This is a genomic window from Streptomyces sp. NPDC048483 (assembly GCF_040651455.1).
In the GTDB taxonomy this organism is placed as follows: Bacteria; Actinomycetota; Actinomycetes; order Streptomycetales; family Streptomycetaceae; genus Streptomyces.
The window spans coordinates 66,861-92,440 of record NZ_JBEZJZ010000009.1 but is presented as its reverse complement, the minus strand read 5'-3'; the positions used below and the strand labels follow the sequence as shown (position 1 = coordinate 92,440).

Here is a 25,580-nt window from a genome sequence, read left to right as displayed (position 1 = left end):
CCCGGATTGGTTCCCGCCGAATGCACCCGTTCCCTTCGCCCGACCACGGGAGTTTGACGGCAGGGCCTAGACCCATCGGACAGCCCTAGTTCCCCGCGGACTTCTCCGGACGCAGCTCACTCGGCCGTACGATCACGAACCCCTCGCCGTCCAGCCGCAGTTGGACGGCCTCCCCGGAGCCGCCGCGGAGCATCGAGCCGAGGCTCTGCGAGCGGTGCAGCGAGGTCTGCAGGGCGCTGCTCCAGCCGACCACCGCGTCGGTGTCGACAAAGACCGGGGCCTGGGCGGAAACGGGTATGACGATGGGGTTGCCCTCACACATCACGCCGAGCTTGCCCTGGCCGCTGAAGACGGAGTTGAAGATTCCGCCGCCGACCATGCCGGCGCCCTTGACGACCTTGATCTCGTAGGAGAGGGACGGGTCGAAGCAGAGCACGTTGCGGCCGTTGATGGTGACGCCGTCGCCGGGAGTGATGTCCATGATGAAGCAGTTGGCGGCCTCGTGTGCGAACCACACCTCGCCCTGGCCCCGTACGGTCATCAGCGCCAGGCCCTCGCCGGTGACGGCGCGCTTGAGGAATTTACCGACGCCCTGGCCGTGCTTCTCGAACTGCAGGTTCCCGCGGTAGGCGATCATCGCCCCCTGCCGCGCGTAGCACTCGCCGTTCACCGCGTACTTGATCGACTTCGCGTTCTGCTGTGTCATGCCGGGCGCGGCGGCCGGCTTGGCCATGTTCTCGGAGGCGAAGAGGTCGCTGTTCATGGCCGGGATGCTAGGCCGTATCGGTCGCGTGGGCCGCGCACATCGCGCAGTTGGCAGCGGCTGGCAAACTGGGCCAGGTGACACGACCCGATACCACCAGCCCCAGCAGCCCCTTCCACCACGAAGTGACCGACCGGGATGCGGCGCCGCAGTTCGTCTTGCCGCTGGTCGCGCGCATCGAGCGGGCCGAGCCTCCGGCGCGTACGGACGCGCTGGAGACCGCGGCGCGCGCGGTGCTGGTGCTGCTGTCGGACGAGCGGGCGGCCGACGACGGCGAGTGGGCACAGGCGGTACGGGACTGGCAGGACGCCCGGATCCGGAAGGTGGTGCGCCGGGCGCGTGGCGCGGAGTGGCGGCGGGCCGAGGCGCTGCCGGGCATCACGGTGACCGGCGAGCACGCCGAGGTGCGGGTCTTCCCGCCGGTCCCGCTGGACGGCTGGCCCAAGGACCTGGCACGGCTCCAGGTGTCGGGCACCGAGCTGGACGACCCGGAGCCGCCGGCCGCTCCCGAGGCCGGCGGGCCGGTGCTGTGGTTCAACCCCGAGCTGGCGATGTCGGCCGGCAAGGAGATGGCCCAGGCCGGACACGGCGCGCAGCTCGCCTGGTGGGAGCTGTCCGGGGAGGAGCGCGCGGCCTGGGGCGCGGCCGGTTTCCCGCTGGCCGTACGGTCCGCGGACCCGGCCGCCTGGGATGCGCTGACCCGCAGCGGGCTGCCCGTGGTCCGCGACGCCGGGTTCACGGAGATCGCCCCGGGTTCGTGCACGGTGGTCGCCGATCATCCGGCGCTACGGCGGGCGCTGCCGCACGGGGGCTGACCTGCCGCACGACCGGGCCGGGCGGCGGCCGGGGCGCGGGCGCCCCCGTACCCTGGCCCCCATGCTTGCCTCGCTCCTCGGATTCACCGCCGTCGCCGCACTGCTCACCGTCTCGCCCGGCCCCGACTTCGCGGTGGTCCTGCGGACCGCGCTCGGCTCGGGACGGCGGGCCGCGCTGTGCAGTGCGTTCGGGATAGCCGCCGGATGCTTTGTGTGGGGGCTGGCCGGCGCGGTCGGGCTGACGGCGATGCTGGCCGCCTCCCAGGTGGCGTACGACGTGCTCCGGGTGGCCGGGGCGCTCTATCTGATGTGGCTCGGGGTGCAGGCGCTGCGCAGCGCCCGGCGTACCCGGGCGGGACGGGGGACGGCGCGGCCCGCCGGAGAGCCGGCGGCCGAGGAAGTGCGCCAGACACCCCTGCGGGCGTTCCGGACGGGTCTGCTGACCAATGTCCTCAACCCCAAGGTCGGGGTGGTCTATATGTCCCTCCTGCCACAGTTCATCCCGCACGGCGCCTCGGTCATCGCGACAACCCTGCTGCTCGTCGCCGTCCATGCCGTGCTGGGCGTGCTGTGGCTGGGGGGCATCGCCGTGGCGGTCCACCGGGCGCGGGGCATCTTCCAGCGTCCGCGCGTACGGCGGTGGCTGGATCAGGCCACCGGCGGAGTGCTGCTCGCGCTGGGCGCGGCGGTGGGATACGAGACCGCCCGCTGACCCACCGGAGTGCCCGTCCGCCGCCCCTCCGGCCCCGCCGGGATCCGCGGGGGCCTCCGGCGGCCCCCGCCCGCGCCGGAAGCTCAAATCAACCTCTGAACACCGCAGGTGCAGGGTTCGGCCCGCTGTCAGTGGCCATGAGTACCCTCACCACGGAGCGAGAGGGGGAACCATGGAGCGCCTTGGTACGGGAATCGGCTGGCGGCCGGAAATTGCCGCGGAGATCGCCCGGCTGCCCGGTGTCGACTGGGTGGAGGTCGTGGCCGAGAACATCTGCCCCGGCCATCTTCCGCAGGCCGTACAGGAGCTGCGCGAGCGCGGCACGACCGTCGTCCCGCACGGCGTCTCGCTCGGCCTCGGCGGTGCCGACCGGCCGGATGCGGGGCGGCTGACCGCGCTCGCCGAGCGGGCCGAGGCGCTGGGTGCGCCGCTGGTCACCGAGCACATCGCATTCGTCCGGGCCGGCGGGCCGCTGACCGCCTCGCCGCTGATGGAGGCCGGGCATCTGCTCCCGGTGCCGCGCACCCGCGACGCACTGGACGTGCTCTGCGAGAACGTACGGATCGCCCAGGAGGCGCTGCCGGTGCCGCTGGCCCTGGAGAACATCGCCGCGCTCATCAACTGGCCGGACGAGGAGCTGACCGAGGGGCAGTTCCTCACCGAGCTGGTCGAGCGGACGGGGGTGCGGCTGCTCATCGATGTCGCCAACCTCCATACGAACCACGTCAACCGGGGCGAGGACCCGGCGGTCGCACTGGACGAGCTGCCGGTCGAGGCGATCGCGTACGTCCATGTCGCGGGCGGGGTGGAGCGGGACGGGGTGTGGCACGACAGCCATGCCCACCCGGTGACCCAGCCGGTGCTGGACGTACTCGCCGAGCTCTGCGCCCGTACGACGCCGCCGGGCGTGCTGCTGGAGCGAGACGACAACTTTCCAGACTTCCCCGAGGGCGGGGAGCTGGCCGGTGAACTGGACGCGATACGCGCCGTACTGAAGGAGGCCCGTCATGTCCAGGCGGCTTGAGGTGGTGCCGGGCGGCAGGGGCGCGCCGGGGTCCGGTACGGATGCGGCGCGGCAGCGGCTGGCGCTCGCGCAGACCGCGCTGCTGTCCGCGCTGGTCGCCGGGACGCCGGCCCCGGAGGGGTTCGACCGCACCCGGCTGGGGGTGCAGAGCCGGGCGCTGACCGCCAAGCGCGCCTCCGTCGTGGCCAAGGTCGCGCCCGAACTTCCCGAGATCCTCGGCGACGGCTACCGGGCCGCCTTCCTCGGCTATGCGCGGCACCGTCCCATGAGCGGCGGCTACCGTCAGGACGCCCTGGACTTCGCGGCGCATCTGCTGGCGCAGCACCGTCCCGAAGACCCCTCCGCGCGGCGGCAGTTGACGCAGTGGTGGCGGGACCGCGCGGGCCCGAAGCCGCCGTCCACCGGGCCCGCGGCCCGGCTCGTGCGCGCGGTCCGGCTCGCGCTCCACCGGGGCGGTGCGTGACATGACGTACGCAACGGGGGAGGTGCAGGGCATGACGTACCCGACGGGGGTGTTCCTGGCGGTCCTGGTCTCGTCGCTGGTGCTCATCATCGGTACGGTCGCGGTCCGCCGGGCCACGCCGCCGCGCATCCGGCCGGCGGACGCGCCGACCCACGACGTCCGGGAGATCGCGTTTCTCGCCGGCGGTCCCGGCCGGGTGGTGGACTCCACGATCGCCCAGATGCACGAGGACGGGCGGCTGGCGGTCGGCGGTCCCGGCGTGGTGACCGTCCGTCAGGCCGTCGCCCATCACGCGGTGGAGACGGCCGTCCTGGACGCGGTCGCGCAAACGCCCGGTGGGGCGCTGCCCGCGGTGCGTGCCGCCGCGATGCGGAGCCCGGCGGTCCAGGGGATCGGCAACCGGCTGGCGGCCCGCGGGCTGATGCGGCATCCACAGACGGGCCGGGGCTGGCGGGCAATGGCCGGGTTCCAGGTGGCGGGTTGTGTGGCGCTGGGCTTCGTCGGCCTGGTGATCACGCTTTCAGGGGCCGACGGGAACGACGAGTTCGAGGCGCCGACCGTCTTCGTGATCGCGCCGGTTGTCGTCATCGGCATGATCGTCGCCTCGACGTGCAAAAAGGCGCTCGCCCGGCGGATCACCAAGGCCGGAACCTTCGTGCTCAAGGCCGCGCGGGCCGCCAACAGCCCCAGTGCGGTCCATGGCCCCGGTGCAGTCGGCGACGTCGTCCAGGCCGCGGGGATCGCGGTGGCGCTCGGCGGAGCCGCAGTGATCGCGGACGAGCTGGTGCGGGAGCAGCTGACACAAGCTCAGCGCGCCATGGTGTCCGCCTCCGCCACGCCGTCCAGCACCGGCTCGTCCTCGAGCAGCTGCGGCTGGGTCACGCCCGACGGCGGCTCGTCCTGGTGCGGCTCCTCGGGCGACGGGTCCTCGTCCGGCTGCGGGAGCTCTTCCTGCGGCGGCGGGGGCGGCGGATCGAGCGACGGGGGCGGATCCTCGTGCGGGGGCGGCGGGTCCTCGTGCGGGGGCGGCGGGTCCTCGTGCGGGGGCGGCGGATCGTCGTGCGGCGGGGGCGGCTCGAGCTGCGGCGGCGGCTGACGCCGTGCGGGAGGCGGCGGACCCCGTGAGCGACGGGCGGAAACGGGTCCGTGACCGCCCGCGCTCGCGGCCGTGACCAGATGCTGAGAAACCTCGTGGCGACGCGTATCCGCCATCCCGTAGAACTCCGCCATGTGGCTCCTCTTCCTGGCCGTCGCCTGGGTGGCGGCGGGCCTGTCCTGCGCCCGTGTCTGCCGTACGGCCCTGGCCGCCGCCCGTGCCACGCTGCCGGTGCCCGGCTCCGATGAGCGGCGGCCACCGGAGCTGACCCTGTACGAGACCGCCTATCTGGCCGGTGGCCCCCACCGGGTGGCCGATGTCGCCCTGGTGTCGATGGCCGGAAAGCACCGGCTGCTGCTCGCGCACACCGGCTGGGCCTCGGTCATCGACCCGGTCGGCCGGGACGGGGTCGAGCGTGCCGTCCTTGCCGCCATCGGCCCCGAGGGCCAGTGCCGGATCCAGGCGATACGGGGCGCCCTCGCCACGACCGCCGTGGTCCGGGCGCTGTCCGACCGGCTCGTCGCCGCGGGCCTCGCCCTGCCCGCCCAGGCCCGTACGGGTGTTGCCACCGCGATCCGCCGTCTGAAGGGCACCGTCCTCCTCGTGCCGCCGGCCGCCGGGGCGGCCCTGTGGACGGCACCGGCGGGCACCGGGAGCGGGCTGCTGCTGGCATGGTTCGCGCTGCCGCTGGTCCTCACCACCGGTACGTGGGCGATCGCCCGTATGGAGGTCCATCCCTACCCCAACTGGGCTACCCCGGCGGGCGAGCGGCTGCTGCGGCAGCACCGGCAGGCCGACGCCCGCGCCGCCCTCACCGCGCTCGCCGTCCACGGCCGGTCCACCCTCACCGATCCCGCGCTGCGCGCCGCCCTCCACTCTTCCGGGGCATAGCGTCCGACACCGGTGTCCGGTGCTTTACATCGCGAACCCTCGCCTCAACTATCCCTTTTGTATGCACACCGTGCGGCCTAGTGCACCGAACATCTCATCGTGCGCGACGCCCCCCGCACCCCACGAAGGGACGGCTCGTGAGAACACTTGCGTTGTACGGCACCATCGGGTCGCTGGTCCTGACCGCGCTGGCCACTGCCCCGGCAGGCGGTGCCACCGCGCCGCCCACCGCACCGCCCGCCCCGGTCCCCCAGCGCATCGCCTTCGGCCGGTGCGCGCCGGTCGAACATCTGCCCGCCTCCGTGCAGTGCGGCAAGCTCGCCGTGCCGCTCGACTACGCGCGCCCCGAGGGCAAGAAGATCACCCTCACCGTCAGCAGGATCCGCGCCACCGCGCCCAAGGAGCGCCAGGGCGCCCTGGTCTTCAACCCCGGTGGTCCCGGCGCGAGCAGCATGGAATTCCCGCTCTACGGTGGGCTGCCCAAGTGGCGCCGGACCGCCCGCGCCTATGACTTCGTCGGCTACGCGCCCCGGGGTGTCGGCCGTTCGGCTCCGCTGTCCTGCCAGGACCCGCAGGAGTTCGCCAAGATGCCCACCGACACGCAGCGCTATCCCACCGAGGCGTTCAAGCGGGAGAAGATCGCGGCGGCGAAGGCATACGCCCAGGGGTGCGCCCGCCACGCCGGGGCCGATCTGCCGTTCTACAACTCCCTCAACAATGCCCGCGACCTGGACATGCTGCGGGCCGCGCTCGGCGAGCAGAAGCTGACGTTCATGGGCGCGTCCTACGGGACGTACTTCGGCGCCGTCTACGCGACGCTCTTCCCCGGCCACATCCGCCGGATGATCTTCGACAGTGTCGTCAACCCCGACCCCCGCCAGATCTGGTACCGCAACAACCTCGACCAGAACGTCGCCTTCGAACGCCGCTGGGGCGACTGGCTGCGCTGGGTCGCCGCGCACGACGCCACCTACCACCTCGGTACGACCCCGAAGGAGGTGCAGGGCGCGTACGACACGGCCATCCAGCGGGTGCGCCAGGCGCCGGTCAACGGGAAGATCGGGCCCGCCCAGCTGCAGTCGGCGTTCCTCAAGACGGGCTACAACGACGCCTACTGGCCGCTCAGCGCCCAGGCGCTCGCGGCGTATCTGCACGGCGATACGAAAGCGCTGGCCACCCAGGCCCTGCCCAAGGCGAACAACGCCGCGGCCGACGAGAACACCAACGCGGTCTACACCGCCGTCGAGTGCAATGACGCGTCCTGGCCGCGCGACTGGCAGACCTGGGACCGGGACAACACCCGGGTCGCCCGCACGGCGCCGTTCGAGACCTGGGACAACGCCTGGATGAATCTGCCGTGCGCCTTCTGGCCCGAGCAGACGCAGTCGGCCACGGCCCGGCTCGACGCCGCGGTGGGCACGGTGGCCGGCGGCGCCACCAGGAGCGGCGCGATCCAGGAGCTGGCGGACGCCGGCAGCCAGGCGGCGTCGGCCGCCGTCGACGATGCGCTCGGATCGCGCGTCCCGCTCGACATCCGTACGGCGCCCGGCGCGCTGCCCCCGGTGCTGCTGCTGGCGGCGGAACGGGACGCGGCGACCCCGTACGCGGGCGCGGTGGAGCTGCAGCGGCGGCTGGCCGGATCCTCGCTGGTCACCGAGCGCGGGGCGGGCACCCATGGCATCGCGCTGGGCGCCAACGAGTGCGTGAACCGCTTCACCGAGGCGTATCTGCTGGACGGGAAGGTCCCGGCGCACTCGGTGACCTGCGGTCCGCGCGCCGAGCCGATGCCCAATCAGCAGCCGGAAGCCAAGACCAGGCAGGCGAGGTAGCCGGGCAGTCGCGGCGGCCGAGGTCTTCGGAGAGCGCACTGCGGGCCGTCCCTCGGGGGGCGGCCCGCAGTGCTGGGCCGCAGGCTGCGGCCCAGCGTCGGCCCATGGCGTTACGGCAGGGCGGGTCAGGCCAGACCGGCGACCAGCTCGGAGACCGGCTTGCGGCGCCCCGTGTAGAACGGGATCTCCTCGCGGACGTGCATCCGCGCCTCGGAGCCGCGCAGATGGCGCATCAGGTCGACGATGCGGTAGAGCTCGTCGGCCTCAAAGGCCAGCACCCACTCGTAGTCGCCGAGCGAGAACGACGGGACGGTGTTGGCGCGGACGTCCGGGAAGCCGCGGGCCATCTTGCCGTGGTCGGCGAGCATCCGGCGGCGGTCCTCGTCGGGGAGGAGGTACCACTCGTAGGAGCGGACGAAGGGGTAGACGCTGACATACGCGCGGGGCTGCTCATCGGCCATGAAGGCCGGGATGTGCGACTTGTTGAACTCGGCGGGGCGGTGCAGCGCCATGTTCGACCACACCGGCTCCAGCGTGCGGCCGAGCCGGGTGCGGCGGAAGAGGTTGTAGGCCTCCTGGAGGGCGTCCGAGCTCTCCGAGTGCCACCAGATCATGATGTCCGCGTCGGCGCGCAGACCGGAGACGTCGTAGGTGCCGCGCACCACGACGTCCTTGGCGGCGAGCTGCGCGAACAGCTCCTCGACCTCGTCGGCGTAGCCGCCGCGGTCCTCCGGGAGGACGTCCTTCAGCTTGAACACCGACCAGAGCGTGTAGCGGATGACCTCGTTGAGGTCCTTCGCCTTCTTGCCGGCGTTCGGCGCCTTCTCGGAGGTCTTGTCCGCGGTGTCGGGAGCGGTGTCGGGGGTGGAAGCGTCTGTCATGGTGTCCATTCTCGCTCGCCCGGGGCGGTGGCCCGCGGCAGGGTGCCGAGGATGTCGTCGGCGGCCTTGCGGGCCGAGCCGACGCAGGCCGGGATGCCGACGCCGTCGTAGACCGCGCCGCACACCCGCAGCGGGCCCGGCAGCCCGGCGACGGCGGCGCGGATCCTGGCCACCCGCGCCAGGTGGCCGACGGCGTACTGCGGCAGACCGCCGTGCCAGCGGGTGACGGTGCTCGCGACGGGCCGCGCGGCCAGGCCCACCGCCGCGCCCAGGTCGGCGAGCGAGAAGTCGACCAGTTCGGCGTCGTCGCGGTCCAGGTCGGCGTCGTCCTGATAGCGGCCGAAGGAGGTGCGCAGGACGAAGAGGTCGGGGTCGGCGTCGCCGATCCAGCCCCACTTGTTGCCGGCGAAGGTCGAGGCCTTGATCCGGTGGCCGTCGACGGGCGGTACGAGGAATCCGCTGCCGCCGGGCACATGGTCCAGGTCCGCGCGGCGGAAGGCCATGGTGACCAACGCCATCGAGGCGTAGTCGACGGTGGCCAGCTCGGTGGCGGCGGCCGGGCAGTCGTGGCGCAGGATCCGCGCCGCGTCGCCCGCCGGGGCGGCCATGATCACCGCGTCCGCCTCGATGGCCGCATCGCTGACGCAGACCTCCCAGCCGTCGTCGCCGGCCCAGCGCAGATCGTGGACGAACGTGTGGTGGAGGATCTCGCCGCCCTTGGCGCGTACGGCGTCGGCGACCGCGCCCGGCAGCGTCCCGATGCCGCCGTCGATGCCCATGAAGACGGGACCGGCCGTGGCCGGGCCGCCGGCCGTGGGCCCGGTCCGGTGGACCGTGGCGGCGGCCCGCTCCTGGATGCCGCGTACACCGTCGAGCAGCGAACGGTGTGCCCGCGCCGCCTCGAACAGCTGCGGAACGGCGGCCTGCATCGAGATCCGGTACGCATCGCCCGCGTACACCCCGCCCAGCAGGGGCTCGACGAGCCGGTCGACGACCTCGCGGCCCAGGCGCCGGGCGACGTACTCGCCGACCGCGACGTCCTCACCGACCTCGGTGCGCGGCAGCCGGGCGTCCTCCTCGATACGGGCGAGCCCCGCCGCGGAGATCACCCCTGAGGCGGCGAGCGGGGCGAGGTCCCCGGGGACGCCCATGACATGGCCCTTGGGCATCGGGCGCAGCGCATCGCGGGTCCACAGGGACGCGGTGGCGGTGGTGGGCGGCTGCAGCCGCTCGCCGATCCCGACGGCGCGCGCGAGGTCCACCGCCTCCGGCCGCCTGGCCAGCATCGATTCGGCGCCGAGGTCGACCTGTACGCCCGCAATCCCGCCCGTGCGCAGCTTGCCGCCGAGCCGGTCGGACGCCTCCAGGACCGTCACCCGGGCGCCGCCTTCGAGCAGGCGGTGCGCGGCCGCCAGGCCCGAGATGCCACCGCCGATGACGACGACGTGCCCGACGCTGCCGGGCGCCCGGCCCGTACTGCTGTGCCCTGCGCTCATGTCTCCACTCTCTCAGAGCCCACTGACACCCCCGCCGGCACCACCCGCGGAGCCCACCGGCAGGACCGTGACCGGATCGCGATCTACGGAGGGCAACCCCGGGACCGCCGCCGCCGTCGAAACGGCAACACCATCAAGCCACTTGGAGGGCGAGCAGCCGATGGGGCGAGTACGGGGCATACGGGGAGCGGGGGCCGCGGGCCGGCCACCGGGACGTCGGGTGGCCGCGGCGGGCGTGCTGCTCGCGGCGTCTGTGGCGGTGACGGGGTGCAGCGGGTCGAACGGCGTGAGCGCGAGCTCCGACGCGAAGGCAGGGGGCAGGGCCGCGGTCGCCCCCTCGAAAGCGCCGGGCGATGAGCGGGGCAACGGCACGGGTGCGACGGACGCGACCAGGGGCCGGGACGGCAAGGCGGCGAAGGCCGTCCCCGACCAGATCATCCGGACGGCGACGCTCACCGTGCAGACCAAGGACGTGCCGGCGGCGCTGGCCAGGGCCCGGACGGCGGTGGACGGTGCGGGCGGCTACGCCTCCGACGAGACCACCGACCGGGACTCCGGGGGCCACGACCGGTCGCGGATCGTGCTGCGGGTGCCGCCGAAGGAGTACGACGCGATGCTGGGGCGGCTGGCCGGGTTCGGCAAGCTCGTCTCGCGCGAGGTCTCGGCGAAGGACGTCACCGACCAGGTGGTGGACGTCGACAGCCGCCTCAAGACACAGCGGGCGAGCGTCAACCGGGTGCGCGAGCTGATGGACCGGGCGACGTCGATCAGCGACATCGTCTCGCTGGAGTCCGAACTGAGCACCCGGCAGGCGAACCTGGAGTCGCTGGAGGCCGAGCTGAAGTCGCTCAAGGAGCGCACCGGCATGGCGACCATCACGCTGCTGCTGCGGCAGCCGGACGCCACGCCCGAGAAGAAGCCGGAGGACGAGCCGACGTCCTTCGGGGACGCGCTCTCCGGCGGCTGGCACGCCTTCATGACGGCCGTGCAGTGGGTGCTGGTGGCGATCGGTGCACTGCTGCCGTTCGCGGGGGCCGCGGCGCTGCTGTACGGGCTGTGGCGGCTGGTCCGCGGGTGGCTGCCGGCGCGGTTCCGTACCCGGAGGCGGGCGGTGGGCAGCGGCCCGAAAGCGGCGGACCGTGGGGCCGGTGGTCCGGCGGACGCCCCCGAAGCCGGGCAGGCGGCGGAAGCCGAGGGGGTCGACGGGCCCGAGCAGCCCGAGGCGCCCGAGAAGTTCCGGAGGGCCCGAACGGCGACGGAAGGTGACCGAGGGCCCCGTTGACACCGGGCGACGGCGGGCAAAGACTCGGGGCGGGCGGCGGCGATCTTCACACCGGTCGTCGCCCGCCGGACCCACCCGCCCCAAGGAACCCCAGCCCCACCCCACCGCCGAGCCGGGACAGCGAGGACAGCGCCTGATGACCGATCCACGCCTGCGGGATGTCTTTATCGTCGATGCCGTACGGACCCCCGTCGGCAAGTACGGCGGCGCCCTGGCCTCGGTCCGGCCCGACGACCTGGCCGCCCATGTGGTCAAGGCCCTGGTGGACCGCACCCCCGACCTCGATCCGGCCCGTATCGACGACGTCTGCTTCGGCGATGCGAACGGCGCGGGCGAGGACAACCGCAATGTCGCGCGGATGGCGGTGCTGCTGGCCGGGCTGCCGGTCACGGTGCCCGGTGTGACCGTCAACCGGCTGTGCGGCTCCGGCCTGGAGGCGGTCATCCAGGCGGCCCGCGCCATCGCGCACGGCGATGCGCATATCGCGGTGGCGGGCGGCGTGGAGTCGATGAGCCGTGCGCCCTATGTGCTGCGCAAGCCCGAACGTGCCTTCCCCGCGGGCCATCAGGAGATGTTCTCCTCGACGCTGGGCTGGCGGATGGTCAATCCCCGGATGGCTCCGGAGTGGACGGTCGCGCTGGGCGAGGGCGCCGAGCTGATCGCCGACCAGCACGGCGTCACCCGTGAGCAGCAGGACGTGTTCGCGCTGGCCAGCCATCAGAAGGCGGCACGGGCCTGGCGGGAGGGTGCGTACGACGCCGAGGTGGTGCCGCTGGCGGGCGTCGCCCTGGACCGCGACGAGACGATCCGGGAGGCGTCCTCCCTGGAGTCGCTGTCCAAGCTGAAGCCGGTCTTCCGTACGGCCGGGGGTACGGTCACCGCCGGAAACTCCTCGCCGCTCAACGACGGCGCCGCCGCGCTCCTCCTGGTCGACGAGGAGGGCCTGCGGGCCACCGGGCGCGAACCGCTGGCCCGTATCCGCGCCAGTGCGGTCACCGGCGTCGAGCCCCAGCTGTTCGGCCTCGGCCCCGTGGAGGCGGTACGGCGTGCCCTGAAGCGCTCCGGGCGCACCTTCGCCGACGTCGCGACCTTCGAGCTCAACGAGGCGTTCGCCGCCCAGGCGTTGGGCTGCATCGGCCAGTGGCCGGAACTGGACCCCTCCGTGGTGAACCCTCGCGGCGGCGCCATCGCCATCGGCCACCCCCTGGGCGCATCCGGCGCCCGCCTCGCCGGCTCGGTGGCCCACCAGCTCGCCGCCCTGGGCTCGGGCACGGGCCTGGCGGCGCTGTGCATCGGCGTGGGGCAGGGGCTCGCGCTCGTCTTGGAACGTTAGGCTCGGCGGCACCCGGCGCAGCAGCACCCGGCGAAGGGACACCCCGCATGGCGGCGGAACGACTCGTGGTCGTCGGCGGCGATGCGACGGGCATGGCCGCCGCCTCGCAGGCCCGGCGGCTGAAGCGGCCCGGCGAGCTGGCGATCACCGCGTTCGAGCGCAGCCACTTCACCTCGTACTCCGCCTGCGGCATCCCGTACTGGGTCGGCGGCGCGGTCGACGGGCCGGACGCGCTGATCGCCCGTACGGCCGAGGAGCACCGCGCGCGGGACATCGATCTGCGGATGCGCACCGAGGTCACCGCACTCGACCTGGACGGCGGCCGGGTGCGTACCCGGGATCTGGACAACGGCGGCCAGGAGTCGTGGACGGGCTTCGACAAGCTGGTGCTGGCGACCGGCGCGCGGCCGATACGGCCGCCGCTGCCCGGTATCGACGCGCCCGGCGTGCACGGCGTACAGAATCTCGACGACGGCCAGGCCCTGCTGGACAGCCTGGCCGCAGCCAAGGGCCAGCGGGCCGTGGTGATCGGCGCCGGCTACATCGGCGTCGAGATGGCCGAGGCGCTGATCAACCGCGGCTACCAGGTCACCGTCCTGGAGCGGCGGGAGCAGCCGATGTCCACCCTCGACCCGGACATGGGCGCGCTGGTGCACGAGGCGATGTGCGGACTGGGCATCGAGACGGTGCGCGGCGCGGCGGTCACCGCGGTGCTGACGGACGCGTCCGGGCGGGCCCGCGCGGTCACCACACAGGACGCCGAATACCCGGCGGATGTGGTGGTGCTGGGCATGGGCGTACGCCCCGAGACCACCCTGGCCGCCGCGGCCGGACTGCCGCTGGGCGAGTCCGGCGGGCTGCTCACCGACCTCGCGATGCGGGTCCGCGGCCATGACCACATCTGGGCGGGCGGCGACTGCGTCGAGGTTCTCGACCTGGTCTCCGGACGCGAGCGGCATATCGCGCTGGGCACCCACGCCAACAAGCACGGCCAGGTCATCGGCGCCAATGTGGGCGGCGGTTATGCGACGTTCCCGGGGGTGGTCGGGACGGCCGTCAGCAAGGTCTGCGACCTGGAGATCGCCCGTACGGGGTTGCTGGAGCGCCATGCCCGCGCCGCCGGGCTGCGGTTCGTCACCGTCACCATCGAGTCCACCAGCCGCGCCGGTTACTACCCGGGCGCGCGGCCGATGCACGTCAAGATGCTCGCCGAGCGCCGTACGGGACGCCTGCTGGGCGTGCAGATCGTCGGCCGGGAGGGCGCGGGCAAGCGGGTGGACATCGCGGCGGTCGCGCTGACGGCCGGGATGACGGTGGAGCAGATGACCGCCCTCGACCTCGGTTACGCCCCGCCGTTCTCCCCGGTCTGGGACCCGGTCCTGGTGGCGGCGCGCAAGGCGGTGGGGGCGGTGCGGGCGGCGGGGATCTGACGGGCCGCCTCACTCCTCCTCGTCGTCGTCCCCGTCGACCTCGTCCTCCGCCGCCTCGTCCCACTCGTCCATCCACTCCAGCTGCCCCTGGGCGACCGGGGCGAGGTTGCGGGGGCAGGCCCAGGCGTCGAAGGGCAGGGCGCCTTCCGGGGCGGGGAAGGCCTCCGGGGCGCAGAGGTGCGCGAGGTGATCGCCGACCGCGTCGCGCAGGTCGGCCCCGATTCCCGGGTGGTCGTCGCCGTGCGGACACGTCTCGGACGGCGGGGCGGCGAACGCTTCCTCGAGGAGGGGGCGTATCGGGCGGTAGACGGACGGCGGCGGGTCCGGGTAGGCGATGTCAAGGCAGCGGGCGGCAGCCAGGAGAAGGAAGAGCCGCTCGCGCGTGTCGCCGGTGTTCTGCGCACGGCGACGCGCGGCCCACACCGCGAGGTCCTCCGCATACGGCTGGTTCCGTGAGGTTTTCACCAGCCGTTCCGCGATCTTGGCCACCTCCAACTTCCCGTCCGCGCGCAGGTATTCGGCGTCCAGGTGGTCCGTACGCCGCTCGCCGAAGAACCGTTCGCGGGCCTCGGTGAGGGGGCCGTGGGTGTACCGGGCGAGGTCGCGCAGAAGGACGGGGCAGGTCCAGGCGGCCGGCGGGGCATCCTGGCCGCCGTCCTCGTACTCCTTCTGCAGGCGGGCCCGGCCGCCCGGGGTGAGGAGGTAGTGGCCGAGGGCCGCGTCGGCTGCCTCGTCGCCCGAGAGTTCGGGGTGCTCGCCCTCGGCATGCGCGCAGGACGCCCCGTCCAGCCGGGCCAGGACGCGTTCCAGCGCCTCGATGGTGTCGTCGAACACCCAGCGCTGTCTGATGAACCCCGAAGCGACGTCCCAGCAGGAGCGCCGGATCAGGACGATATGCCCGGCGAGCGTCCCCTTGGTGGGGTGCTCGGGGACACCGGTCGTGAGGTCGTACTGGGGGTCGGAGCTGTTCGGATAGCCGTGCAGCAGCATCTCGAAGTCTTTGGCACAGCCCTCGAGGTACGCCGGGACGCGGTCGGGGATGCCCTCGGCGGTGCCGGGCTCGATGATCTCCGCCGCGATCCGCGCGAACATCGCGACGGTGTGCGGGCAGCGGTACTCCTCTGAGTCCTCAAGGTGTACGGACTCGGGCACGGCGGCGGCCAGCCGGACCTCGTCGATCTCGGTGTCGAGGGCGCGCTCGTAGGGGTGCGTGGCGTGCTCGCACGGCGGGCCGTCCACCGCTTCGGCGGCCGCCCGCAGCGCCGCGACGACCTCCCGGGCCACCTCGTCGTCCGCTCCGGTGGCCACGTAGCGGGTCATCGAGAGCAGCCGGTAGACCTCCTCATGGGCGCGCTCGCCGCCGGGGTCGGCGGCGAGCGCACGGGCGCAGGCAAGGACGTCCGCATCCGGTATCTCGGCCGGAGCGCGTTGATCGAGCCGCTCCCGTGCGGCGCTCATCTCGTCGAGGGCCGAAGTGACGGGGTCCTGCTCGGGCGTCGCGTTCATGATCCCTACGACGCCCGGCACCCCGCAGAAGTTCCGCGGACGTTCCGCTCAGCGCGCCGTCTGCTCGTGTACGTACGCGACCAGGCGGGTCAGCGCCTCCGGGTCGGTGTTCGGCAGCACGCCGTGGCCGAGGTTGAAGATGTGGCCCTCCAGGCCGGCGGCCGCGTCCAGGACCTCGCGGGCCTTGGTCTCGACGGCCTCGCGGGGGGCGAAGAGCACGGCGGGGTCGATGTTGCCCTGGAGCGCCTTGCCGGGGCCGACGCGGCGGGCCGCCTCGTCCAGCGGCACCCGCCAGTCGACGCCGACGACGTCCGCGCCGGCCTCGCCCATCAGGCCGAGGAGTTCGCCGGTGCCGACACCGAAGTGGATACGCGGGACGCCGTAGCCCTCGACGGCCTGGAAGACCTTGACGGAGGCGGGCATCACGGAACGGCGGTAGTCGGCGGGCGAGAGGGCGCCGACCCAGGAGTCGAAGAGCTGGATCGCGCTCGCGCCGGCCTCGATCTGGACCTTGAGGAAGGCGGCGGTGATGTCGGCGAGGCGGTCCAGGAGGTCGGCCCACAGCTGCGGGTCGCCGTACATGAGGGCCTTGGTGCGCTCGTGGTTACGGGACGGGCCACCCTCGACGAGGTAGCTGGCGAGGGTGAAGGGGGCGCCGGCGAAGCCGATGAGGGGGGTGCTGCCCAGCTCGCGCACCAGCATGCCGATGGCCTCGGTGACATAGGAGACGTCGCCGGGCTCCAGGGTGCGCAGCTGCTCGAGGTCGGCGCGGGTGCGGATCGGGTTCTCGACGACCGGGCCGATGCCGGGCTTGATGTCGAGGTCGATGCCGATGGCCTTGAGGGGGACGACGATGTCGCTGAAGTAGATGGCGGCGTCGACGTTGTGGCGGCGTACGGGCTGGAGCGTGATCTCGGTGACCAGGTCGGGCCGCATGCACGAGTCGAGCATCGCGATGCCCTCGCGGACCTTGCGGTATTCGGGGAGTGAGCGCCCTGCCTGGCGCATGAACCACACCGGCGTGTGCGGCACCGGCTCGCGTCGGCAGGCCTTGAGGAATGCCGAGTCGTACGTACCGGTCTGCTGCTGGCCCGCAGGCGTTTCGTTGGCGCTCACGTCCCAAATCTTCGCATGAGCCCCACCTACCGAATTCGGTAGGTGGGACGCAATGACCGGCGCGCGGCGGCACACCTCCGAATGGGCGACGCGCGCAGCGGGTGTCCTCCCCGGATGACGGCCTCCTTCCGCCTAATCTTCCGGGCATGGCTGCGGCTCAAGAACACCTCGCGGACAGCGCGGACGAGACCCCGATCCCCTTCCGTCAGGCGGTCGAGGCGCTCCGCGCGGCCCGGCTGCGGCCGGAGATCGAGATCGACCCGACGCCCGCCCCCAAGCGGCTCGCCCCGTTCGCGTACGCCCTGGAGGCGGCGGTCGTCGACGCCGGCGCCGGGCCGGACGGCGAGGACGTGGACCTGGCGGACGGGCGGCTGGTACTGCTCTTCAACCCGGCCGGTGACGACGCCTGGCAGGGCACCTTCCGTGTGGTGACGCTGGCGCGGGCGGAGCTGGAGCCGGAGATGGGCGCCGATCCCCTGCTGCCCGAGGTGTCCTGGTCGTGGCTGACCGGTGCGCTGGAGGCGCGCGAGGTGGAGTACGGGGAGCCGAGCGGCACCGTGACCCGCGCCGCGTCGCACTACTTCGGCGGCCTGGCCTCGCGCGAGCCCGCGACACAGATCGAGATCCGGGCGTCGTGGACACCGGACGAGGGGCCGGACGGGGTGCCAGACATGGCGGCGCACCTGGCGGCCTGGTGCGATCTGCTGTGCCAGGTGGCGGGCCTGCCGCCGGCCACGCTCGACCCGGCGCCGCGCGGCGGGGTGGTGGCCCTGCCACAGCGCCGCGGCCCAAAGCCGCACTGATCCCGTACGCCGGGGTGGACCGGGGCAGGAGCCGTTGGTGCTTCCGGCACGTGACCAAAGGACCCACAGCCGCACTGATCCCGTACGCCGGGGTGGACCGAGGCAGGAGCCGTTGGTGGTCCCGGCACGTGGCCCAAAGACCCGCAACCGCACTGATCCCGTACGCCGGGGGCACAGCCGCGCTGAGGTTCGTCTCCTCCCGGCCGGTATTCCTTACGCACCGCCGATCATGTTCGCGCATGATCGGCGCCTTGGCGTGCCCTGGTGAAGTCCGGTGGGCAATCGCTGCTCACTCGATGTTCACCCTTGATCGCTCAGGCATCCGATTTGCCCGAATTGCCCCTAACTAAATCGTGATCAAAGTCTAAAGTCCCGCCGGATTGCTGCCGAAGAGGTCAGTGACCCTTCAAACACGGATCCTTCCGGCTCTCCCCAGTCGGCTTCCGTCCCCCGCCACTCCCCCAGGAGGCCCGGTGTCTGTTCTCCTCGAGCAACCTTCGAGCCTGGTCGCCTACCGCCCGAACAAGCCGACGGCCATGGTCGTCGTGGCCGACCCTCGCGTCCGCTCCACCGTCACCCGCCACCTGTGGGCCCTCGGAGTACGCGACGTGATCGAGGCGTCGTCCATCGCGGAGGCCCGTCCCCGCGTCGGCAACCCACGCGACATCTGCGTTGCCGACGTCCATCTTCCCGACGGCTCCGGCCTCACGCTGCTGTCCGAGACGCGGGCCGCGGGCTGGCCCAACGGTCTCGCGCTGTCCGCCGCCGATGACATCGGCGCGGTACGCAACGCGCTGGCGGGCGGCGTCAAGGGCTATGTCGTCACCGGCACCCGTACCAACCTCGGCCTGCCCGGACGGCCGGGCGCCGCCCCGATCGGCGCGAATGCGGCCCGTATGCAGCGCCGGCCTCCGGGTGCCCCAGGGCACCCCGGTGGCTACCGCGAGCTGTCGGGCCGGGAGGTCGAGGTGCTGCGGCTGGTTGCGGAGGGCCAGTCCAACAAGGCCATCGGCGTCTCGATGGGGCTCTCGGCGCTGACCGTGAAGAGCCATCTCGCCCGCATTGCCCGCAAGCTCGGCACCGGTGACCGGGCCGGAATGGTGGCGGTCGCGCTGCGCACCGGCATCATTCACTGACCCCTTCGCCCGACCGTCCCGCCCGTCGAGGGAACGTTCCCTCGACGGGCGACGTGCATACACAGATACCCTTGACTGGTGACCGACGCCCAAAAGACCGCAGCAGACACGACACTGCGAGCCTCCGGAGACTCGCCTCCGGACCCCCGACCGGCGCCGGTCCCGCTCCTGGAGCCCCGCGAGGGCATTCCTGCGGTGACCGCCACCGACGTGGCACTCACCGAGGTCATCGCGGCCTTCGCGGCGGGCCACGGCCCGGTCGCCGTCGACGCCGAGCGCGCCTCCGGCTACCGCTACGGCCAGCGCGCCTACCTCGTCCAGCTGCGCCGCGAGGGCGCCGGCAGCGTACTGATCGACCCGGTCGGCTGCCCGGACCTGACCGCGTTCGGCGAGGCCATCGGCGACACCGAGTGGGTCCTGCACGCCGCCACCCAGGACCTGCCCTGTCTTCGCGACATAGGGATGGTCCCCACCCGGCTCTTCGACACCGAGCTGGCCGGGCGGCTGGCCGGCTTCGCCCGGGTCGGCCTGGGCGCGATGGTCGAGAACGTCCTCGGCTTCGCCCTGGAGAAGGGCCACTCCGCCGTCGACTGGTCCACCCGCCCGCTGCCCGAGCCGTGGCTGCGCTACGCCGCGCTCGATGTGGAACTGCTGGTGGATCTGCGCGACGCGCTGGAGGAGGAGCTGGAGCGGCAGGGGAAGCTGGAGTGGGCCCGGCAGGAGTTCGCGGCCATCGCCGCCGCGCCCCCGCCGCCGCCCCGTAAGGACCCCTGGCGCCGCACGTCCGGCATGCACAAGGTGCGCCGGCGCCGCCAGATGGCCGTCGTACGGGAACTGTGGACGGCCCGGGACCAGGTCGCCCAGCGGCGCGACGTCTCGCCGGGCAAGGTGCTCGGGGACGGCGCGATCGTGGAGGCGGCGCTGAATCTGCCGCCGAACAGCCACGCGCTGGCCGCGCTGCCCGGCTTCGGCAACCGGATGGGCCGCCGTCAGCTGGAGCAGTGGCAGGCCGCCGTGGACCGCGCCCGCGCGCTGCCGGACAGCGAACTGCCGCAGCCCGGCCAGCCGCTCAACGGCCCGCCGCCGCCCCGCTCCTGGGCCGACAAGGACCCGGCCGCCGCGGCCCGGCTGTCGGCCGCCCGCGCGGCGGTGACCACACTCGCCGAGAGCCTGAATCTCCCCCAGGAGAACCTCATCGCCCCGGACACGGTGCGCCGGCTGTGCTGGGAGCCGCCGGCCGAGCCCGCCCCGGAGACGGTCGCCGAGGTGCTGGCCGGGCACGGCGCCCGCCGCTGGCAGATCGAGCAGGTGACGCCGATCCTCACCGAGGCGCTGCTGACGAACGGCGACTGACCAGCGACAACCCGTACCCCAAGGCCCCGGCCGCGTGTGAGGACACGCGGCCGGGGCCTTTTGCAGGCCGGACACACCACGCGATAGGCGTCCATCCGGTGTGATGTTCGCCGCTCCCGGCGGTGGGGGTGTGCAGCTTGGTTACCCGTAAGTAGCATGTGGGTGTGAAGCGTCCCTGGGGGCGCCCACGCAGCAGTGCCATCCCGCACCTGGAGGAGAGCCAACGTGCCTCGTACCGCTAGGGACGTCGTCTTCGTCGACGGCGTCCGCACCCCGTTCGGCAAGGCGGGCCCGAAGGGCATCTACCACGAGACCCGCGCCGACGATCTCGTCGTAAAGGCCATCCGGGAGCTGCTGCGCCGCAACCCGGACCTGGACCCCGCGAAGATCGACGAGGTCGCCATCGCCGCGACCACGCAGATCGGCGACCAGGGTCTGACCCTGGGCCGTACCGCCGGCATCCTTGCGGGCCTCCCGCAGTCCGTGCCCGGCTACTCCATCGACCGTATGTGCGCCGGTGCGCTGACCGCCGTCACGGCCACCGCGGGCTCCATCGCCTTCGGCGCCTACGACGCCGTCATCGCGGGCGGTGTCGAGCACATGGGCCGCCACCCCATGGGCGAGGGCGTCGACCCGAACCCCCGGTTCGTGTCCGAGAAGCTCGTCGACGAGTCGGCCCTGTTCATGGGCATGACCGCGGAGAACCTCCACGACCGCTACCCGACCATCACCAAGCAGCGCGCCGACGAGTACGCCGTGCGCTCGCAGGAGAAGGCGGCGAAGGCGTACGCGAACGGGAAGATCCAGCAGGACCTGGTCCCGATCTCCGTACGGAACACCAACGCCGAGGTGGGCGAGACCGGTTGGGGTCTGGTCACCGCCGACGAGCCGATGCGTCCGGGGACCACGCTGGAGAACCTGTCGGGCCTCAAGACCCCGTTCCGTACGCACGGCCGGGTCACGGCCGGTAACGCCGCGGGTCTCAACGACGGCGCCACCGCCTCGCTCCTCGCCTCCGAGGACTTCGCCCGGGAGAACAACCTCCCGGTCAAGATGCGCCTCGTCTCCTACGCCTTCGCGGGCGTCGAGCCGGAGGTCATGGGCTACGGCCCGATCCCGGCGACGGAGAAGGCCCTGGCCAAGGCCGGGCTCTCCATCGAGGACATCAACCTCTTCGAGGTCAACGAGGCGTTCGCCGTGCAGGTGCTCGCCTTCCTCGAGCACTACGGCATCGCCGACGACGACGCGCGGGTCAACCAGTACGGCGGCGCGATCGCCTACGGTCACCCGCTGGCCTCCTCCGGTGTCCGGCTGATGACGCAGCTGGCCCGCCAGTTCGAGGAGCAGCCGCAGGTCCGCTACGGCCTGACCACCATGTGCGTCGGCTTCGGCATGGGCGCCACGGTCATCTGGGAGAACCCGAACCACAAGGACGCCGGAGGCGACAAGTGAGCACCACCACCGCTGAGCTTCTGAAGGGTGCGGCCGAGCTGTTCCCCGACGAGGTCGTCACGTCGGCGCACGTACGCCACCTCGACCTGCCGTACGGCGCGGGCAGGTTCGCCCTGATCACGCTGGACAACGGCTTCGACCACACCAAGCCGACCACCTTCGGCCCCGGCTCGCTGGCGAACCTGAACGCCGCCATCGACCAGGTCGAGAAGGAGGCCGCGGACGGCGACATCGTCGGCGTCGGCCTCACCGGCAAGCCGTTCATCTTCGCCGTCGGCGCCGACCTCAAGGGCGTCGAGATCCTCAAGAAGCACGAGGACGCGCTGGCCATCGGCAAGGGCGGCCACGATGTCTTCAAGCGGCTGGCGAGCCTGGCCGTGCCGACCTTCGCCTACTACAACGGTGCCGCCATGGGCGGTGGCGTCGAGGTCGGTCTGCACTGCTCGTACCGCACCGTGTCGAAGGCACTGCCGGCGTTCTCGCTGCCCGAGGTCTTCCTGGGTCTCGTCCCGGGCTGGGGCGGCTGTGCGCTGCTGCCGAACCTGATCGGCGCCGACAAGGCCGTCTCGGTCATCATCGAGAACTCCCTCAACCAGAACAAGCAGCTCAAGGGCCAGCAGGTCTTCGACCTCGGGATCGCCGACGCGATCTTCGAGGGCGCGGACTTCCTGGAGCAGTCGCTGATCTGGACCGCGAACGTCCTCAAGGGCGACGTGAGCGTCGAGCGTCCCGAGGTCGACCGCGGTGAGGCCTGGGACCAGGCCGTTGCCAAGGGCCGGTTCATCGCCGACGGCAAGGTGCACGGCGCCGCCCCGGCCGCGTACCGCGCGCTGGACATCATCGCCGCCGCCAAGAGCGGTGACCTGCAGGCCGGTTTCGACGCCGAGGACCAGGCGCTCGCCGACCTGATCATGGGCGGCGAACTGCGCGCCGGCATCTACTCGTTCAACCTGGTGCAGAAGCGCGGCAAGCGGCCCGCCGGTGCGCCGGACAAGAGCCTGGCGCGTCCGGTCACCAAGGTCGGCGTCGTCGGCGCCGGTCTGATGGCCTCGCAGCTGGCGCTGCTCTTCCTGCGCCGCCTCGAGGTGCCGGTCGTGCTGACCGACATCGACCAGGAGCGCGTCGACAAGGGTGTGGGCTATGTCCACGCCGAGATCGACAAGCTGCTCGGCAAGGGCCGGATCCACCAGGACAAGGCCAACCGCCTCAAGGCCCTGGTGTCCGGTGTGCTGGACAAGGCCGAGGGCTTCGCCGACGCGGACTTCATCATCGAGGCCGTCTTCGAGGAGATCGGCGTCAAGCAGCAGGTGTTCGCGGAGGTGGAGGCCGTCGCCCCGGCGCACGCGATCCTCGCCACCAACACCTCCTCGCTCTCCGTCTCCGAGATGGCGTCGAAGCTCAAGCACCCCGAGCGGGTCGTGGGCTTCCACTTCTTCAACCCGGTCGCGATCCTCCCGCTGCTGGAGATCGTGCGCGGCGAGAAGACCGACGACGCCTCGCTGGCCACCGCCTTCGGTGTCGCCAAGAAGCTGAAGAAGACCGCGGTGCTGACGAAGGACGCCCCGGCGTTCGTCGTGAACCGCATCCTGACCCGCTTCATGGGCGAGATCCAGAACGTCATCGACGAGGGCACCCCGGTCGAGACCGCGGAGAAGGCCATCGAGCCGCTCGGTCTGCCGATGTCGCCGCTGGTGCTGCTGGAGCTGGTCGGCCCGGCCATCGGTCTGCATGTGTCGGAGACCCTCAACCGGGCGTTCCCCGAGCGCTTCACGGTCTCCCCGAACCTCGCGGCCGTCGTCAAGGCGGGCAAGCGCGGCTTCTACGTCTACGACTCCGGGAAGCCGGAGCTGGACCCCGAGGTCGCCGCTCTCCTCAAGCAGGGCGATGTCGTCCTGACCGAGGAGCAGGTCCGTGACCGCGTGCTCGACGCCGTCGCCCAGGAGATCGGGCTCATGCTCGACGAGGGCGTCGTCGCCGAGGCACAGGACATCGACCTGTGCCTGATCACCGGCGCCGGCTGGCCCTTCCACCTGGGCGGCATCACGCCGTACCTGGACCGCGAGGGTGTCTCCGAGCGGGTGACCGGCAAGAAGTTCCTGGCCCCGGGCGTGGCGAGCGTGCCCGCGTAAGGGTGCACAGCTGATTGCGGGATGCGCGGGCCGGCTCGGTGGAGTCGGCCCGCGCTTTCGCGTTCGTGGGAGGGTGGCGCCATGGATTCCTTGGTCATTGTCGATGCCGCGAATGTGGTCGGCTCGGTACCGGACGGCTGGTGGCGGGACCGGCACGGGGCGGCGGAGCGGTTGCGGGATGCGCTGCCGGAGTACGTCGACAACGGGCTGCCGGGGCTGGTCGCGCTGCCGCTGGAGATGGTGCTGGTCGTGGAGGGCGCCGCGCGGGGGGTGGCGTCCGTGGAGGGCGTACGGGTGGAGTCCGCGGGCGGCAGCGGGGACGACCGGATCGTGGAGCTGGTGGCAGCGGAGGGCGGTGGCCGGGACTGCCTGGTGGTCACCGCGGACCGTGCATTGCGGGAGCGGGTTGAGGCGTTGGGGGCACGGGTGACCGGGCCGCGCGCCGTCTGGGGCCGTCGGAGGACATGAAGAAGGCCCGTACGGCCGCAAGACCGTACGGGCCCCACCGGGGTCACGACGGGGTGCTGTCCCTGCCCTCCCGGCTTTTCTGCCGCGAGCGGATCCCGAGGCGGCTGTGCGAGCGCCCGTACACGAAGTAGATGCCGAAGCCGGCCACCATCCAGATCCCGAAGCGGACCCAGGTCTCGGCGGGCAGATTGAGCATCAGCCACAGCGAGGCGAGGACGGACAGGACCGGGACGAACGGGACGAGCGGGGTGCGGAAGGAACGGGGCAGGTCGGGGCGGGAGCGGCGGAGGATGATGACGCCGATGGCAACGACGACGAACGCGAACAGCGTGCCGATGTTGACCAGTTCGGCCAGGACATCGATGGACGTGAAGCCGGAGGCGATGGCGACCACGACACCCAGCAGGACGGTCGCCCGGTACGGGGTGCCGAACTTCGGGTGGGAGCGCGAGAAGACCCGCGGCATCAGCCCGTCCCGGCTCATCGCGAAGAACACCCGGCTCTGGCCGAGCAGCAGGATCATGCAGACCGAGGTGAGGCCGACGGCCGCGCCGAAGCTGATGATGTTCCCGAAGAAGGGATGTCCGAGATCCTTGAAGGCGTCGGCGAGCGGGGCGTCGGTGGAGAGCTTGCTGTATTTCTCCATTCCGGTGACGACGACGGAGACGGCGACGTAGAGGACCGTGCAGATGGCGAGCGAGCCGAGGATGCCGCGCGGGACGTCGCGCTGCGGGTTGCGGGTCTCCTCGGCCGCGGTGGCCACGATGTCGAAGCCGATGAAGGCGAAGAAGACCACGGCGGCCGCGGTGAAGATGCCCATGGTGCCGAAGTTGGCCGGGGTGAAGCCGAACATCAGCTGGGCCAGCGGCGCGGCGAGCCCGCCGCCGCCCTCAGTGGGCACGCTCGGCGGGACGAACGGCTCGTAGTTGGCGCCGCTGATGAAGAAGGCACCGGCGATGATGACCAGCAGCACGACGGTGACCTTGATGGCGACGATCACGGCCGTCACCCGCGAGGACAGCTTCATCCCGAGCACCAGGATGCCGGTCAGGACGAGGACGAGGATGCAGGCGAGGAGGTCGAAGCCGAACACTCCCTCGTGGGTGCCGGCCAGTCCGGTGGGCAGATGCCAGCCGGCGGAGTCCATCAGCGAGCGGATATAGCCCGACCAGCCGACGGCGACCACCGCACAGCCCAGGGCGAGTTCCAGGACCAGGTCCCAGCCGATGATCCAGGCGGGGAACTCGCCGAGGGACGCGTACGAGAAGGTGTAGGCCGAACCGGCGACCGGGACGGTGGAAGCGAATTCTGCGTAGCACAGGGCCGCCAGCGCGCAGACCACGCCCGCGACGACGAAGGAGACCGCGACGGCGGGCCCCGCCTGTTCCTTGGCAATCTTTCCGGTGAGGACGAAAATGCCGGTTCCGATGACGACACCGACACCGAAGACCGTCAGATCGAGCGCGGAAAGTGACTTCTTGAGCGTGTGCTCCGGCTCCTCGGTGTCCTGGATCGACTGCTCCACAGTCTTCGTCCGGAACATGCCGCGATCGCGGCGCGAAATTTTCCCTGTGCCGTGCTGTGTGCTCATGGGCGAACCTC

The 25,580-nt window shown here is 72.2% G+C and carries 20 protein-coding genes and 1 pseudogene; 15 read left to right on the top strand and 6 right to left on the bottom strand.

The genetic code is table 11. The annotated features are described in order from the left end of the window. Positions 1 to 85 precede the first annotated feature (85 nt). Positions 86 to 763 carry an AIM24 family protein gene (locus AB0D04_RS07430; protein ID WP_362700337.1) on the bottom strand — a complete coding sequence of 226 codons (678 nt, stop codon included), beginning with the start codon at positions 761 to 763 and terminating at the stop codon, positions 86 to 88. Between the two features lie 77 nt (positions 764 to 840). On the opposite strand from AB0D04_RS07430, the gene AB0D04_RS07425 reads away from it, so the two are divergent. From AB0D04_RS07425 to AB0D04_RS07400, 6 genes and pseudogenes are all read left to right on the top strand, one after another. Further along, complete coding sequence (locus AB0D04_RS07425) at positions 841 to 1,578, top strand: peptidyl-tRNA hydrolase (protein ID WP_362700335.1); 738 nt, start codon at positions 841 to 843, stop codon at positions 1,576 to 1,578. A 61-nt stretch (positions 1,579 to 1,639) separates the two neighbouring features. Further along, the gene (locus AB0D04_RS07420) at positions 1,640 to 2,290 is read left to right on the top strand and encodes a LysE family translocator (RefSeq protein WP_362700333.1); all 651 of its coding nucleotides are present in this window, start codon (positions 1,640 to 1,642) and stop codon (positions 2,288 to 2,290) included. A gap of 172 nt (positions 2,291 to 2,462) precedes the next feature. Continuing rightward, positions 2,463 to 3,777, top strand: a pseudogene (locus tag AB0D04_RS07415) (DUF692 domain-containing protein). Between the two features lie 31 nt (positions 3,778 to 3,808). Beyond that, on the top strand, positions 3,809 to 4,873 hold the full coding sequence (locus AB0D04_RS07410) for a TIGR04222 domain-containing membrane protein (RefSeq protein ID WP_362700331.1): 1,065 nt from the start codon (positions 3,809 to 3,811) through the stop codon (positions 4,871 to 4,873). 132 nt (positions 4,874 to 5,005) lie between these two features. After that, entirely contained in the window at positions 5,006 to 5,764 is a 759-nt protein-coding gene (locus tag AB0D04_RS07405; RefSeq protein WP_362700329.1) for a TIGR04222 domain-containing membrane protein, read from the top strand. Positions 5,765 to 5,901: 137 nt separating this feature from the next. Beyond that, positions 5,902 to 7,593, top strand: a complete 1,692-nt coding sequence (locus AB0D04_RS07400) for an alpha/beta hydrolase (protein WP_362700327.1) — start codon at positions 5,902 to 5,904, stop codon at positions 7,591 to 7,593. 125 nt (positions 7,594 to 7,718) lie between these two features. Here AB0D04_RS07400 and hemQ read toward each other — a convergent pair whose 3' ends face one another. Both hemQ and hemG read right to left on the bottom strand, forming a co-directional pair. Continuing rightward, on the bottom strand, positions 7,719 to 8,474 hold the full coding sequence (gene hemQ / locus AB0D04_RS07395) for a hydrogen peroxide-dependent heme synthase (RefSeq protein ID WP_362700325.1): 756 nt from the start codon (positions 8,472 to 8,474) through the stop codon (positions 7,719 to 7,721). Beyond that, a complete protein-coding gene (hemG, locus tag AB0D04_RS07390; RefSeq protein WP_362700323.1) occupies positions 8,471 to 9,970 on the bottom strand; it encodes a protoporphyrinogen oxidase in 1,500 nt (499 codons plus the stop codon). Before hemG ends, hemQ begins: the two co-directional genes overlap by 4 nt. A gap of 286 nt (positions 9,971 to 10,256) precedes the next feature. Here hemG and AB0D04_RS07385 point away from each other — a divergent pair, with 286 nt between their 5' ends. From AB0D04_RS07385 to AB0D04_RS07375, 3 genes are all read left to right on the top strand, one after another. Then, positions 10,257 to 11,252 (top strand): DUF4349 domain-containing protein, encoded by a 996-nt coding sequence (locus AB0D04_RS07385; protein ID WP_362700321.1) that lies wholly within the window; start codon positions 10,257 to 10,259, stop codon positions 11,250 to 11,252. Positions 11,253 to 11,388: 136 nt separating this feature from the next. Beyond that, positions 11,389 to 12,585, top strand: a complete 1,197-nt coding sequence (locus AB0D04_RS07380) for a thiolase family protein (RefSeq protein WP_362700319.1) — start codon at positions 11,389 to 11,391, stop codon at positions 12,583 to 12,585. A gap of 47 nt (positions 12,586 to 12,632) precedes the next feature. Further along, positions 12,633 to 14,015, top strand: a complete 1,383-nt coding sequence (locus AB0D04_RS07375) for an FAD-dependent oxidoreductase (protein ID WP_362700317.1) — start codon at positions 12,633 to 12,635, stop codon at positions 14,013 to 14,015. A 9-nt stretch (positions 14,016 to 14,024) separates the two neighbouring features. On the opposite strand, the gene AB0D04_RS07370 is transcribed toward AB0D04_RS07375, so the two are convergent. Together AB0D04_RS07370 and hemE are read right to left on the bottom strand one after the other, a co-directional pair. Then, entirely contained in the window at positions 14,025 to 15,521 is a 1,497-nt protein-coding gene (locus tag AB0D04_RS07370; protein ID WP_362700315.1) for a hypothetical protein, read from the bottom strand. 48 nt (positions 15,522 to 15,569) lie between these two features. Further along, a complete protein-coding gene (gene hemE, locus AB0D04_RS07365; RefSeq protein ID WP_362700313.1) occupies positions 15,570 to 16,637 on the bottom strand; it encodes a uroporphyrinogen decarboxylase in 1,068 nt (355 codons plus the stop codon). Between the two features lie 146 nt (positions 16,638 to 16,783). Here hemE and AB0D04_RS07360 point away from each other — a divergent pair, with 146 nt between their 5' ends. The 6 genes from AB0D04_RS07360 to AB0D04_RS07335 all read left to right on the top strand — a co-directional run bounded on the left by AB0D04_RS07360 (position 16,784) and on the right by AB0D04_RS07335 (position 23,978). Continuing rightward, the gene (locus AB0D04_RS07360) at positions 16,784 to 17,440 is read left to right on the top strand and encodes a DUF3000 domain-containing protein (protein WP_362700311.1); all 657 of its coding nucleotides are present in this window, start codon (positions 16,784 to 16,786) and stop codon (positions 17,438 to 17,440) included. A 473-nt stretch (positions 17,441 to 17,913) separates the two neighbouring features. Continuing rightward, on the top strand, positions 17,914 to 18,576 hold the full coding sequence (locus AB0D04_RS07355) for a response regulator transcription factor (RefSeq protein WP_016573641.1): 663 nt from the start codon (positions 17,914 to 17,916) through the stop codon (positions 18,574 to 18,576). A 78-nt stretch (positions 18,577 to 18,654) separates the two neighbouring features. Then, a complete protein-coding gene (locus AB0D04_RS07350) occupies positions 18,655 to 19,929 on the top strand; it encodes a ribonuclease D (protein ID WP_362700309.1) in 1,275 nt (424 codons plus the stop codon). A 225-nt stretch (positions 19,930 to 20,154) separates the two neighbouring features. Beyond that, on the top strand, positions 20,155 to 21,381 hold the full coding sequence (locus AB0D04_RS07345; RefSeq protein WP_362700307.1) for an acetyl-CoA C-acyltransferase: 1,227 nt from the start codon (positions 20,155 to 20,157) through the stop codon (positions 21,379 to 21,381). Continuing rightward, positions 21,378 to 23,510, top strand: coding sequence for a 3-hydroxyacyl-CoA dehydrogenase NAD-binding domain-containing protein (locus AB0D04_RS07340; RefSeq protein WP_362700305.1), 2,133 nt, complete (start codon positions 21,378 to 21,380; stop codon positions 23,508 to 23,510). The genes AB0D04_RS07345 and AB0D04_RS07340 overlap by 4 nt, the downstream gene beginning before the upstream one ends. An 81-nt stretch (positions 23,511 to 23,591) precedes the next feature. Then, a complete protein-coding gene (locus tag AB0D04_RS07335; protein WP_362700303.1) occupies positions 23,592 to 23,978 on the top strand; it encodes an NTP pyrophosphohydrolase in 387 nt (128 codons plus the stop codon). Between the two features lie 43 nt (positions 23,979 to 24,021). Here the strand turns inward: AB0D04_RS07335 and AB0D04_RS07330 are convergent, their stop codons facing one another. Further along, a complete protein-coding gene (locus tag AB0D04_RS07330; protein ID WP_362700302.1) occupies positions 24,022 to 25,569 on the bottom strand; it encodes an amino acid permease in 1,548 nt (515 codons plus the stop codon). Between the last annotated feature and the right edge of the window lie 11 nt (positions 25,570 to 25,580).